We start from the raw sequence: 13,284 nt of genomic DNA, 5'->3' as shown, positions 1-13,284 counted from the left end.
GTAATTGCGGGCTTTTGGCTTTTTGGGTCTGGCAAATTCTGGCAGCTTTGTGCATCGCTCTGCCCCCGGCACTGTAGACATCTGCAGCCGATGCTCACCGCTAAGGCTGCTGATGTATTGGTACTTTTCATGCGAGCGCTGATCCCGTTGGCGCCGGGCCGCACGGCATCCGCTCTCTCCCCTAGTGAACGCAATCCTTGCAGTAACAAAAATTGGTTCTGAAGACGATGCACAGTCGGTGACGGTAAAGATCGTGCGACGCATGACGATATAACTTCTGTAGCGACTCGCTTTCAGCTGGTTTGCTTCGGGTGCGTTTATCTCACTTATTCAGGCAGTGATCTGCAAAATGAAAATAAAGAACAAGCTCGTCCTGGCTTTCGTGCTCGTCGCGTTCATTCCCGTGAGCCTGGTGGCCGTGATCTCGGTGCTCAATACCCGGTCCGAAGCGGTCAACCAGTTCATGGATGGCAGCACCCGAGAAATACGCCAGATCGACGGTAATATCCGGCAGTTTTTTGATGGCACGCAGCAAAACGTCGATCAAATGGCCACAGACCCCACCTACACATCGGTCGCCAGCCTCAAACACTATGAGGCTGCCGACGCAGCCAGCCAGCCATTGCCTGCGGCCGCCCGGCAAGTCATAGACGCGTTTGCACGTTATGGCGCGACGCATCCGGCAGCGGCAATCCTGTCCATTGGCCTGGAAGACGGCAGTTACGCGAAATGGCCGGATGACCCGCAGTTGTCGAAATACGACCCGCGTACGCGCCCGTGGTACAAGGCGGCCATGGCCAGCCCCGGTAAAGCTGTAAGAACCGCGGCGTATTACTACGACAAGGACGCGGTAGCACTGGTTGGTAGCGCCAGGGCAATGCTCGATGAAGCAGGCAAAGCCAAGGGCGTGTTTGTGGTGAGCGTATCGCTGACCAACCTCACCGAACTGGTCAAAAGCATCAAGCTTGGCGAAAGCGGCTACGTGATGCTCATCGAGGACGGCACGGTGCTGGTCGACCCGCGTGATGCCGGGCACAGCTTCAAGCAGCTCAAGGATCTGGGGGAGCCTTACGCCAAACTGGCCGCCACTACGCAGGGTTCCACCGAGGTGCAAATCAACGGCGTCCGGTACATGGCCAACGTGTGGACATCGCCGGGTCTGGGCTGGCGTTATGTGGGTTTGATCGAGTACAGCGAAGTCATGGCCGAGGCCACACGCATGACCTACCTGACGGTCGCTATCGTGGTGGTGCTGGTGCTGCTTTTTGCACTGCTGGCGGCGGCCTTCGCCAAGGTTATCGTCAAGCCTATCGGCCAGGTCAGCACCGGGCTGCAGTCGATTGCTGAAGGTGAGGGCGACCTTCGCCGTGATCTTGAGGTGCAGGGCAAAGACGAAACTGCAGAGCTGGCAGGCTGGTTCAACAAGTTTCTCACCGCAATACGCCAGTTGATCCAGAGCATCGGCGCGGCATCGACCAACCTGCTGGATGCTTCACGTGTCAACAGTGAAGTGGCCAATAACATGAACCAGGCGGCTGGACGCCAACGTGAGGCGGTGGAGCTGGTGTCCACGGCGTTCAATGAAATGGTCGCTACTGCCAATGAAGTGGCACGCTCGTGCAGCGCTGCGGCCAATTCCGCCGAGAGTGGCCATCATCGTGTCGCCGAAGGCAAAGAGCAGATCGAGTTGACCACCGACAACGTCAATCGCCTGGGGCGTCGCCTGACCGAGTCTTCGCAGGCCATGGTGGAGCTGGAGGAGGGTAGCCGCAGTATCAACCAGATTCTGGGCACCATCCGCGCCATCGCCGAGCAGACCAACCTGCTGGCACTGAACGCGGCAATCGAAGCGGCAAGGGCGGGTGACCAAGGGCGGGGGTTTGCGGTGGTCGCGGATGAAGTCCGCGCGCTGGCCAAGCGTACCTCGGATTCCACAGGGGAAATCGACCAGTTGCTCAGCGCGCTCGGCGGCAAGACCCAGGAAGTGTCACAGAAGATGGAAAGTTGTCTGGACCTGTCACGCGCGAGCGTGTCCTCCATTGAAAGCGCACGTGAAAGCTTTGAAGGCATCCAGCTGTCGGTGAATGAAATCAGGGATCAGAACCTGCAGATATCTGCCGCGGCCGAAGAGCAACACAGCGTGGCCGAAGAAATCAACCGGCATATCCAACAGATCTACGACGAGGCGCAACTGGTCGAGAGCCTCGCCAGTTCTGCTCAGGAAGACTCGGGTCGGCTTTCGAAACTGTCGAATGAGCTGAACGGGCTGGTAGGGCGCTTCAAGTCGTAAACACGTGAAGGCGGGGAGGAATGATGTGTGCAACGCAGATTATTCCTCCCGTAGCCGGTGAGCGCTGAATAATAAACCCCCGGCCTTGCGCCGCACTACGTTGTACGCCAGCAATAGCCCCCACAGTTCCTGATACACCCGGTACACGGTCTTGCTGCGAAGGGTCAACGCGTTATCCTGCATTGAGCTTTTGATACCCCGAAAACCCAGCTCGATCTCCCATCGTTCGTGATAAAGAGTGGCGACCTGCTCAGCGCTAAAGCGTGAAGCGGGCAGCGAGGTGAAGACGGTTTTTTCCTTGCCTTCGACCTCATAGGTAACGGCTAGCACCTGCCAATGATCAGGCAAAACCGGGTTCTTTTTACGCGCCTGTGGCGAGACCTTCATCTGCACTCGCTGCAACGAATTGCTCGCCAGGGTGCACCATGGAATGACCCGCGCCATGGCGGAGCTTTCGGCGTATTGAAGCACCCACCCGGCGTTCGAGGTGGTGGGGGAAAAGATGGCCGCTGCGTGGGCTATGGGGCTGTCCAGGAGCATTGCGCCGGAGTGATTTACCCGGTTGGCTGCCTGAAGGCCGCATGAATGATGCGTCATGCGGCTATTCCGGTCAGGTTGCCGGCACCGACCACAACGGTTTCGACCAATTGGCCAGAGTCATTGATTTCTCGGTACTGAGGGCTTGCATCAGGTCCACCAGCGAGTCGAACGGGCGTTGGTCGATGGTCGGCCAAGTGGGCTCCAGGAGGTAGAACTTGCCTTGCGCGTTGACCTGGATCGGGGAGTACACCGCGCCGGCATTTCGGCTGAAGTGAATCAGCGTCGGTTGCCCCGACCAGCTACTCAAGGTGTAGAACCCTGGCCTGCGCAACTGATCGCCGAGGGACTTCTGGCCTGGGGTCAGCCAAGGCGTTTCCAATTGCAGGCGCACGTCGCTGCTGGCAGTGACTGGGCCCAATTGAGTGGTCATGGCTTGTTCGGGGACGGTAAAGGTGCCAATGGTCTGTTCGTGGGCCTCGGCCCCCGGGTCGATCATGAAGCTGGTTCCTTCTCCCTCGGGTACATCTTCGATGCGCAAACTGATCGCGCCGTCCAGTTCGCTGATGCCGGGCAGTTCGCGGTAGGTGTTGGTGCTCATGGGGTCGACCAAAGCCACCCAGCGCTCGCTGCTGGCGGCCGGTTTATAGCGTTGGATTTGCTGATGAGTGAGGTAGTTATTGACCCAGCGACGGCTGAAGCCATCATTGGGCAGTTCACCGTGCCCGCGAATGCTGGCCATGCAATCAAGGGCCTGCACGCGAATGTTGTTGGCTTGCGCGGCCCTGACCACCTCCAGCAGATTGAAGCGTTGTGACGGATCGTTGCCGGCAGCCCGGTCGACTTCCATCAAGGATTGGCGCAGTTCGCTGGGCATCGTCCTGGTTCTGGTAAAGGTCTCCAAGTGCGCCTGATGGCTTTCAGTGATCAGGCCTTTGATGAACAGGGTGCGCACCCGTGCCCTGCTGAGGGCGGCCATGTTTTTGATCAAGAACTCCTTGCTGCCAATGCCTCCTCGCGGCTCACCAATCACCAGGCCGGGGGCGGTATCCAGCGCCTGTTCAATGAAGGTTTCCTCGCTGATGCCTGGGATTAACGCCGGAATCACCGGCCGTGACGGTGTCGTCCTGGGGGTGTTGAAGAAGGTTTGCGCGTCATTGAGCAAACGCTCCCTGGCCTTGGCAATCTCTCTTTGGCCCCTGCTTACCACGTGCACCTGGCCGTCGGCATCGCGGGTGAAGGTGGAGTGGGTGTCTTCTAACACCTGCGGTTGCACGTCATAGGCGCTGTATGAACGAGGACGAGGTGACGAGGGGCCAGGGCGCGGTTCGGCGATTGGCGCCGGCGGGGTCACGGCGGGCTTGCTCTGGTTTTTACCGCCGCCCTTGAGTTTGCTGCTGGGCGCAGGCTCCCATTCGCCCTCGGCGTTCAGGCGTACCGGGATCGAACGGTTGAAGCCATCGGGGTTGATCGGGTCGACAATCGCCAGGTGCCCTGGGCCGTTGACGTCGGCTTCAAAACGCACGTAGTAACTCTCGCCGTTCATCAGGATGGCGTGGGAGGGCAGGTCACCGGTGAATTTCAGGCGGTAGGTGCGGAAAAATTTCCCGGGTTGGGTGTTCAGGGTTTCGCCTTCCAGTATCAGGTTGCTGGCATAGGATTTAGGCACCGCCGGAGGAGGCGCGGCCGCAGAGGCGGCGGCAGCGGGAGGCTCGGGTATCCGGATCTCACGCATGCCCCTGCCGCGCAGTGCCGCGTTCAACGCATCAACGGTTTTAAAACGCTTGCCGTGAATGCTGGCCCACTCGGGGCGCTCGACAAAGTAGCCGGTTTTATCGCGTTTCAACGGTGTGCACTTGATCAAGCCGTTACGGTCTCGGCTGACGAACAGCGCCTGTCCGGTCTCGGTATCACGGGCGTACATACCGGGGTCGGGCAGGTATTTGCCCAGCTTGCGGGCACTTAGGATATCGACGGGCATTTCCAGTTGCAGGCGCAAGTCGTTGCGCACTGTTGTGGAGTTGCTGCCAGGCTCTACGGCTGTTCTTCCCGGATCAGGCTCAATTCCCCTTGCCTTGCCGATCCCGGCGTCCTCTATTCTCAGGCCGACGGCTCCCTCCAATTCGCTGAGCCCCGGTACCCCGTTGAATGTATTGGCATGGCTGTCACCCACCAGCGCCACCCATTTGTGTGGGCCGGCGGCGCCCTGATCGGCAGTGATCAGTGTGCGAGCAAAGTAATTCATCATTTTTTGCCGATAGTTCACGTCAGCGTCCAGGATCCCGCTGCTGCGATAGCTGGCCATGCAGTCGATGGCCTTGATCCTCAGGCGGTTTGTTTGCGCGGCCTTGACCACTTCCAGGAAGGTGTATTGGCCGGTGGGGTCGGTCCGATGGCCTTCATCCAGGTCTTGCAGGTAGCGCCCCAGGCTCTGCGGCATCTCGCCGCTTCGGCTGAACAGGTCCAGGTCAGCCTGGTGGAAGTCGCTGAGCAGGTGCTCCAGGTACAGGGTCCTGACCTTTTGTCTGGCGAGCAGCGGCATGCTTTCAATCAGAAAGCGTTTGCTGGCCACGTTCGAATGATTTTCCCCGATCACCAGGCCGGGGCCGTCCTTGAGCAATTGTTTGATGATGTCTTTGGGTGGCGCGTTCAACGTGAACGTCGGGATACGCGGGCGGGCAGGCAGCGGTGGGTCGACAAAAAAGTCCCGTGCGTCGTCATGCAACTTGCGACGCAAGGCCTTGAACGCGTCATGGCGATCGTTGCTCAAATACTCTTCATTCAGGTCCTTGGGGTCGACATTACCGTTGGCGGCCGGCTGCAGTCCGGGCCTCTGCGCCTCGGGAACATCGTAGGCGGTACCCGGTGTTTGCACCTCCGGCAAGGGCGCGTCGGGAGCCTGCCCCCAGGGCTTGAGCCCGAACATTCTGCCGCCGCCCTTGAGGCCAGGGGCGGGCACTGGCTCCCATTCACTATAGGCATTCAGGCGCACCGGCACATTTCGATAAAACGACCAGGGGTTCTTTGGATCGATGATCACCCAGCCCTTGGCTTCCTTGACATAGCGCACCTGGAAGTAGCCGGACGTGGTGCCCTCACTCAGGTAGATGTAGGTTTTTCCGCTCGATGTTTCGATGATGCCTTTTCGGGCACCGGTACCCGCTTGGGTACCCTCGGTAATCTCGGTGCGCAGCGTCGCCAGAAAGCTCTCTTGCCCGCCCGGCGCAGATACACGCTCCGGTGTGAGGGTGTGCAACAGAGACAACTCGGTTTCGCTCAAGGCCGCCGTGCCAAGCCGTTCTTCGGGAGCCACGAGGTCTTTGCCTTGGGCAATCTGCGGCAAGCCTTCGCCACCTTTGAGAAACATCGCATTGAACAAGGTATCGATTGCCGCAAGCACCGCCCCGCTCACCCCGGCCTTGCGTTCGGTGGGGGTCTTGCCGTTGACGGCCTGGTCGATGTTCATCCCGACGTTCGCGATGCCGGCACCAACGACCGCCAGCGCAACCGGCCAGCCGACAGCTGCCAGCGGGCCGAACATGCGGCCAAAGGCATTGAGGTAGCCGATCCAGAGTTTTTTTCGCAGCTCGCCGTTGGAGTGCAACATGTAGCCGGCGTCACTGATCATGCGGGCGTGGGTGGCATCTCGCAGGTGGGTGAACGGGTCATCGCAGACCCACGCGTCCTGCACTGCCAACAGGTGGTGATCGTTAGCCTTCCAAGCGTTGAACAGCAGGTCCAACACGTGATTGAGGCCGATATTCTCGATACGCGTTTCGTAGGACAACGTGTGTAACAGGTCTGCCGTCGGGAATGCGGCCAGCAGCCATTCCTGGGTCGAGGTCAGTGCGTTGGTGTCTTGCATGATGTCGTGGTCGGCGACCTGGAAGTGCGCCATGAAACGCTTGCGCGCCTGCGGCTGCTCGACCTGTGACAGCACCCACCAATGCAGGTCCTCGGCGCATTCCAGCACATGAAAGCCCCACGTTTCGCCGGGTACATACAGGATCTGGCGCTCATTGCGGTCGACAAAGCACAGGATGTCGCTGGCGACATAGCTGCCGACCTTCAAACGCCTGATGCGCACTGCTGGTGACGGCAGGACCTCGGTCTCAAGCATCTGCAGGGTCACCGGCCAATTCACATTGCAGGCGGCGGCCTTGACCACCGTACGGAAGTTGTCGGCAGACAGTCGCCCGTCTTCGTAATCTTCAATCGCCTTGGCCAGGAATGTGCTTTTGGCCAAGGTCCTGAACGGCGTGCCCTGGCTACTCCAGAATGACGCCACGGCGGTTTTGTAGTGGTCGGCAAAGTTGAAGGCCCAGAAACTTTTCATGACCTGACTGCCGGATAACCGGATCTCGTTGGTCTGGTCGTAAGTCCCAGCCTCGGGCCCGGCAGTGTAGAAACCGCAGTCGTTATCGAGCAGGTCGGCGTTGTCCTGGTAGTGCACGGTGAAGCGCGTGATCACCAACTGCGTCAGGGTCATGGAGTCGTGGGGGTGTTCGATATGTTCCCAGCCGGAAAGGGTTTTCGGATTGCTCTGGGACGAGTGGAAGCGATGCCAGTAGACCTTTTCCGGGTCCAGGTTGATGGCGTGCTCGGCGAGGATTTTTTTGGCGAACTGCGTCGCCATCTCGTACATGTCCGGGCAGGCCTCTACCAGCGCCGGAACCAGCGCCTTGAGGGCCGTGGCATCGGCGGCGTTTGGCAGGTTGGGTGCATCTTGCATTGGGTTCTTCCTTGGGTCGCGTAATGTCACCGCTACTATCCCAAGGAGGGTCTGGCTCACGCTGTAGGTCGGTGAGCCTTTGCATTCCGGTACATGTCGACCGGGGGCTCATTCCAGAAGCCCATCGGGTGTCGGATTCAGCGCCGGGCAATATCCGAAAAGTAAAACTTGTCCAGGGTATGGCGCGACTCGGTGTACTCAAACTGCCGCCCATCCTGCAAAAACGTCTGGTTGCTCACCACGATCACATGGCTTTGCCCATCCAGATCCAGGTGCAGTTGATCGTCCTTGCCCCGCGGCAGCGCTTCGATGGTGCGCTGGGCATAGCTGATTTGCAGCTGCAGCGTCTGTTCGATAAACGCATAGATCGACTGCTCGGCAATCGAGCGATCCAGCCCCGGAATCAGGTCGGCGACGAAGTGGTTGATGTCGAGGATCACCCGTTTGCCGTCGATGCGCCGCACCCGCTTGACCCGGGTAATCAGGCTGCCGGCTTCGGCTTCGATGTGTTGCATCAGCGAGCCTTCCAGCGGGAACTGGCTGAACTCCACCACTTCGGTGCTGACGTCATCGCCGAGGGCGGCGTGGGTCTCGCGAAAGCTGACAATCCCGCCCAGCTGGAACTCGATGGGGTTGGGCGACAGCACGAAGGTGCCCTTGCCGTGGATCTTTTGCGCGAAGCCGCGCTCCTGCAATTGCTCGATCGCCCGGCGCACCGTGCCACGGCTGGCCTGGTAGGCGTCCATCAGTTCGGTTTCGGAGGGAAGGCGCGTGCCGCGTTGCAGGCGTTCGGTGGTGATGCTGGCAAGCAGATCGGTATAGATCTGGTTGTATTTGCTCATGGGGGAGGGCTCTGTGCCACGTTTGCGTTCAAGGCAGGAACCTTAGTGGCAGAGGTCAGGTTTGTCCATTCAACCCATGGATATTCCTGCTTCCTGTAGGAGCAAGCTTGCTCGCGAAGGTTGTTAACGATGACGCTTGCCACCTGACGTTACGCGGTGCACTCAGGTTCTTCGCGAGCAAGCTCGCTCCTACAGTGAATAAACATTTGTAACTCGTACAGACGAGTTGTTGCTTTAACTCGTACAGACGAGTAATTTTGGCCTCGGCGTGCTGCCTATGACCGCCCCCAATAAAAAAAACCAAAGTGGATACCAAGCATGAGCCACGACTATCCGAATATTGCCCGCCAGATTCTCAAGAACCTCGGTGGCAGCGACAACCTTGAGCAAGCTGCCCACTGCGTGACCCGCCTGCGCCTGGCCCTCAAGGACCCGAGCCTGGCCAACAGCGGCGAATTGAACCAGGTCGACCTGGTCAAGGGGTCGTTCTTTACCGGTGGCCTGTTCCAGATCGTGATCGGCCCCGGCGAAGTGGAAAAGGTCTACGCCGCCCTGCGTGAGCAAACGGGCCTCGCTGCGTCGACCATCGCGGATGTGAAACAAAAAAGCGCCGACAAAATAAACCCCATGCAGCGCCTGGTGCGGGTGTTCTCCGACGTGTTCATGCCGATCTTGCCGGCGCTGATCATTGCCGGCTTGCTCATGGGTGTGAACAACCTGATGGGCGCCAAGGGCATGTTCATCGCGGACAAGACCCTGCTCGACGCCTATCCAAACCTGGATGGCCTGTGGAGCCTGATCAACCTGATGGCCAATACCTCGTTTGTGTTTCTGCCGGCGCTGGTGGGCTGGTCGGCGGCCAAGCGTTTTGGTGGCAGTGAAATTCTCGGTATCGTCCTCGGCCTGATGCTGGTGCACCCCGATTTGCTCAACGCCTGGAACTACGGCAAGGCGGTCGCCGGCCTGGATGGCCAGAGCCTGCCGTACTTCGATATTTTCGGCTGGTTCAAGATCGAGAAGGTCGGTTATCAAGGGCAAATCCTGCCGATCCTGCTGGCCGCCTACGTGATGAGCGTGATTGAAAAATGGCTGCGGGCGCGGGTGCCGAATGCCATTCAACTGCTGGTGGTACCGATCACCACCATCGTCGTCACCGGCGTGCTGGCGCTGGCGATCATCGGCCCGGTGACCCGTCACCTCGGCATCCTGATCACCGAAGGCGTGGTCACTCTGTTTGACCTGGCACCCATGGTTGGCGGGGCGATTTTTGGCCTGCTGTACGCACCGCTGGTGATCACCGGCATGCACCACATGTTCCTCGCGGTGGACCTGCAACTGATCTCCACCCAGGGCGGCACGTTTATCTGGCCGATGATCGTCATGTCCAACCTGGCCCAGGGCAGCGCGGCGCTTGGTGTGTTCTATATGAGCCGCAATGCGCGGGACAAAAGCATGGCGTCGACCTCGGCGATTTCCGCCTACTTCGGCATCACTGAACCGGCGATGTTCGGGGTCAACCTGCGCTTCAAATTTCCGTTCTACGCCGCGCTGACCGGCTCGGCGCTGGGCAGTATTTTCCTGTCGCTGAACAAGGTCCAGGCCTCGGCGATTGGCGTGGGAGGCTTGCCCGGATTCATCTCGATCATCCCGCAGTACATCCCAAGCTTTGTCATCGGCATGGTCGTCGCGATTGTCGTGCCGTTTGTTTTGACCTGTGCGTTGAGCATGAAGATCGTGCGCCCTGGCTACCGCGTCGCCTGATCTACCGCTTTCGCGAGCAAGCCCGCTCCCACATTTTGAATGCGTTCCCCTGTGGGCGCCGGGCTTGCCCGCGATGAGGCTCTCAAGGCCAGCACATAACTTATTGAAGGAAACCACCATGCAAGACTGGCAACACTCGGTGATCTACCAGATCTACCCCAAAAGCTTCCACAGCCACGCGGGTAACGCCACCGGTGACCTGCTCGGCATCGTGGACAAGCTCGATTACCTGAAGTGGCTGGGCGTCGACTGCCTGTGGATCACCCCGTTCCTGCGTTCGCCCCAGCGCGACAACGGTTACGACATCAGCGACTACTACGCCATCGACCCCAGCTACGGGACCATGGCCGATTGCGACCTGCTGATCAGCGAAGCCGCCAAGCGCGGCATCACGCTGATGCTCGACATCGTGGTCAACCACACCTCCATCGAACACGAATGGTTCCAGCAGGCCCGCAGCAGCCTCGATAACCCGTACCGCGACTTCTACATTTGGCGCGACCAGCCGAACAACTGGGAATCCAAGTTCGGCGGTTCGGCCTGGGAATACGAGGCGCAAACCGGCCAGTACTTCCTGCACCTGTTCGACCACACCCAGGCCGACCTGAATTGGGACAACCCCAAGGTGCGTGCCGAAGTGTTCAAGCTGATGTGCTTCTGGCGCGACAAGGGCGTGGGCGGTTTCCGCCTGGACGTGATCAACCTGATCTCCAAGCCGGCGGATTTTCCGGAAGACAATACCGACGGCCGGCGCTTCTACACCGACGGCCCGAACGTGCACCAATACCTGCAGGAAATGCACCGCGAAGTATTCGAAGGGCATGACCTGATCAACGTCGGCGAGATGTCGTCCACCAGCCTTGAGCACTGCATTCGTTATTCGAATCCAGACTCGAAAGAGCTGTCGATGACCTTCAACTTCCACCACCTGAAAGTCGATTATCCAAACCTGCAAAAGTGGGTTGCGGCTGACTTCGACTTCCTGCAACTCAAGCAGATCTTGTCTGACTGGCAACTCGGCATGCAGGCGGGGGGCGGCTGGAATGCGTTGTTCTGGTGTAACCATGACCAGCCGCGTGTGGTCTCGCGTTTTGGTGATGACGGCGAGCACCGCGTGGTCTCGGCGAAGATGCTCGCCACCGCGCTGCACTTCCTCCAGGGCACGCCTTTTGTGTACCAGGGCGAAGAGCTGGGCATGACCAATCCGGGCTTCGACACGATCGACCAATACCGCGATGTCGAGACACTGAACATCTATCGACTCAAGCGCGAGGCAGGCGAGTCCGAGGCATCGAGCATGTCGGCGATCATGCAGAAGTCTCGCGACAATGGCCGCACGCCGATGCAATGGAATGCCGAAAAAAACGCCGGCTTCAGCAGTGGCGAACCGTGGATCGGCATCCCGGCCAACGCCGCGCAGATCAACGTACAAAGCCAGCTGGATGACCCGCACTCGGTGCTGCATCACTACCGCGCGCTGATCGAACTGCGTCGGCACGAGTCGCTGATTCAGGAAGGTGTTTACCGCCAGTTGCTGGCGCAGCACACCCAGGTTTGGGCGTACCTGCGCGAAGGGCACGGCGAGCGCCTGCTGGTGCTGAACAACTTCTACGGCACGCCGTGCCAGATCCAATTGCCCGATGGGCTGCTGACGGCGGCAAGTGAGCAACGCCTGCTGATCAGCAACTACGACGACTGCCCACAGCGTTCGAGCCAGGTCTCGCTGCGCCCGTATGAATCGTTTGTGCTGCACCTCAAGGACTGAGACCCGTTTTATCCCCGGTGTGGGAGCGCCGGGGTGCTTTAAAAAAACATAATAAAAATATTGGAGTGCTTCATGAAAACAACAATAAAGCTGGGCCTCGTTGCATCCTGTCTGACCTTGCCGATGGCAGCCCAGGCGTTGGAATTCGCCGGCTACCTACGCAGCGGTGCGGGCACCTCAACCGGCAGTGGCAAGCAGCAGTGCTTCCAGTTGCCGGGCGCACAATCGAAATACCGCCTGGGCAACGAATGCGAGCAGTACGCTGAACTCGAATTGCGCCAGGACCTGCTGACCCTCGACGACGGCTCGGTGCTCAGCGTCGACGCCATGGCCTCGCTGTACAACAAGTACGACCGGGCGCTGAAGTTCCAGGGCGAAGACAACGGCTCGGCACGCATGCCGCAGATGTATGCGCAGTGGTCGAACCTGCCCAGCCTCAACGGCGGTTCGCTGTGGGCCGGTCGGCGTTATTACAAACGAAACGACATCCATATTTCCGACTTCTACTACTGGAACCAGAGCGCCACGGGCGGCGGTATCGAGGACGTGAAAATCGGCGACCTGAAATACAGCTACGCGCTCTCCCGCAAGGACAACCTGTACCAGAAGGAATACGCCACCCGTCACGATTTCAACGTGGCCGGCTTCAAGACCAACCCCGGCGGTGAGGTGGAACTGGGCTTGAGCTACATCGAAAAAGCCGGTGGCCGTGACACCAACAACGGCTGGGCTATTACCGCCCAGCACGTGCAAAAACCCTTCCTTGGCGGGCGCAACAAATTCGCCTTGCAGTACGGCGAAGGCCCCGGCACCGGCCTCGGCTACACCGGCGATACATTCCTCGATAAGAGCAGCAAGAGCTACCGCGCGGTGGAGTTCTTCGACTGGCAAGTGACCCCACGTTTTGGCGGGCAGATCGAGGCGGTGTATCAGAAGGATATTCGCCCGGGCAGCCAGGATCAGACCTGGATGTCGGTGGGTGTACGCCCGGCTTATGCAATCTCCGAACAATTCAAACTGGTCACCGAACTTGGTCATGATCAGGTCGAGGCCACCGGTGGCACGCGCAAGCTGAGCAAATTTACCTTCGCCCCGACCTGGTCGCCCAAAGGCCCGGATTTCTGGGCTCGGCCGGAAGTGCGGTTGTATTACACCTACGCGACCTGGAACGAAGCAGCCAAGCGTGCGGCCAATGAACTGGCGGCAGGTTCGGCGTTGTCCGACACCGGCAGCTACGGCACGGCGTTGCATGGTTCCAACGTTGGTGTGCAAGTCGAATATTGGTGGAAGTAATCACTTATCTGTAGGAGCGAGCTTGCTCGCGAAAAACTCAAGGTCGACGCGTTTATCCAGAATG

6 protein-coding genes and 3 pseudogenes are annotated in these 13,284 nt (G+C 59.4%); 6 read left to right on the top strand and 3 right to left on the bottom strand.

The annotated features are described in order from the left end of the window. Positions 1 to 349: 349 nt before the first annotated feature. Both CEC48_RS32160 and CEC48_RS32155 read left to right on the top strand, forming a co-directional pair. Positions 350 to 1,435 (top strand): annotated as a pseudogene (locus CEC48_RS32160) (cache domain-containing protein); the annotation flags it as partial. Between the two features lie 87 nt (positions 1,436 to 1,522). Next, positions 1,523 to 2,290, top strand: a complete 768-nt coding sequence (locus CEC48_RS32155; RefSeq protein ID WP_371917759.1) for a methyl-accepting chemotaxis protein — start codon at positions 1,523 to 1,525, stop codon at positions 2,288 to 2,290. An 81-nt stretch (positions 2,291 to 2,371) separates the two neighbouring features. Here the strand turns inward: CEC48_RS32155 and CEC48_RS10530 are convergent. From CEC48_RS10530 to treR, 3 genes and pseudogenes are all read right to left on the bottom strand, one after another. Then, a pseudogene (locus tag CEC48_RS10530) lies at positions 2,372 to 2,683 on the bottom strand (transposase); the annotation flags it as partial. 217 nt (positions 2,684 to 2,900) lie between these two features. Further along, positions 2,901 to 7,559, bottom strand: a complete 4,659-nt coding sequence (locus CEC48_RS10525) for a membrane-targeted effector domain-containing toxin (RefSeq protein ID WP_088423680.1) — start codon at positions 7,557 to 7,559, stop codon at positions 2,901 to 2,903. A 137-nt stretch (positions 7,560 to 7,696) separates the two neighbouring features. Next, entirely contained in the window at positions 7,697 to 8,401 is a 705-nt protein-coding gene (gene treR, locus CEC48_RS10520) for a trehalose operon repressor (RefSeq protein ID WP_088423679.1), read from the bottom strand. A 107-nt stretch (positions 8,402 to 8,508) separates the two neighbouring features. On the opposite strand from treR, the pseudogene CEC48_RS31815 reads away from it, so the two are divergent. The 4 genes and pseudogenes from CEC48_RS31815 to CEC48_RS10505 all read left to right on the top strand — a co-directional run. Next, positions 8,509 to 8,598 (top strand): annotated as a pseudogene (locus CEC48_RS31815) (outer membrane lipoprotein carrier protein LolA); the annotation flags it as partial. A gap of 121 nt (positions 8,599 to 8,719) precedes the next feature. Beyond that, positions 8,720 to 10,162 (top strand): PTS system trehalose-specific EIIBC component, encoded by a 1,443-nt coding sequence (gene treP / locus CEC48_RS10515; RefSeq protein ID WP_088423678.1) that lies wholly within the window; start codon positions 8,720 to 8,722, stop codon positions 10,160 to 10,162. Between the two features lie 118 nt (positions 10,163 to 10,280). Next, on the top strand, positions 10,281 to 11,927 hold the full coding sequence (gene treC / locus CEC48_RS10510; protein ID WP_088423677.1) for an alpha,alpha-phosphotrehalase: 1,647 nt from the start codon (positions 10,281 to 10,283) through the stop codon (positions 11,925 to 11,927). A gap of 72 nt (positions 11,928 to 11,999) precedes the next feature. Beyond that, positions 12,000 to 13,220, top strand: coding sequence for a carbohydrate porin (locus tag CEC48_RS10505; RefSeq protein ID WP_088423676.1), 1,221 nt, complete (start codon positions 12,000 to 12,002; stop codon positions 13,218 to 13,220). The last annotated feature ends 64 nt before the right edge of the window (positions 13,221 to 13,284 follow it).

Origin of the sequence: Pseudomonas sp. K2I15, from assembly GCF_002204795.1 — a bacterium.
In the GTDB taxonomy this organism is placed as follows: Bacteria; Pseudomonadota; Gammaproteobacteria; order Pseudomonadales; family Pseudomonadaceae; genus Aquipseudomonas.
This window is presented reverse-complemented; position numbering and strand designations above follow the sequence as displayed.

What these genes read in the sequence shown, in the direction of transcription:
- CEC48_RS32155 (WP_371917759.1), top strand. Translation starts at nt 1,523, where the DNA reads ATGAACCAGGCGGCTGGACGCCAACGTGAGGCGGTGGAGCTGGTGTCC.
- CEC48_RS10525 (WP_088423680.1), bottom strand. Translation starts at nt 7,559, where the DNA reads ATGCAAGATGCACCCAACCTGCCAAACGCCGCCGATGCCACGGCCCTC.
- treR (WP_088423679.1), bottom strand. Translation starts at nt 8,401, where the DNA reads ATGAGCAAATACAACCAGATCTATACCGATCTGCTTGCCAGCATCACC.
- treP (WP_088423678.1), top strand. Translation starts at nt 8,720, where the DNA reads ATGAGCCACGACTATCCGAATATTGCCCGCCAGATTCTCAAGAACCTC.
- treC (WP_088423677.1), top strand. Translation starts at nt 10,281, where the DNA reads ATGCAAGACTGGCAACACTCGGTGATCTACCAGATCTACCCCAAAAGC.
- CEC48_RS10505 (WP_088423676.1), top strand. Translation starts at nt 12,000, where the DNA reads ATGAAAACAACAATAAAGCTGGGCCTCGTTGCATCCTGTCTGACCTTG.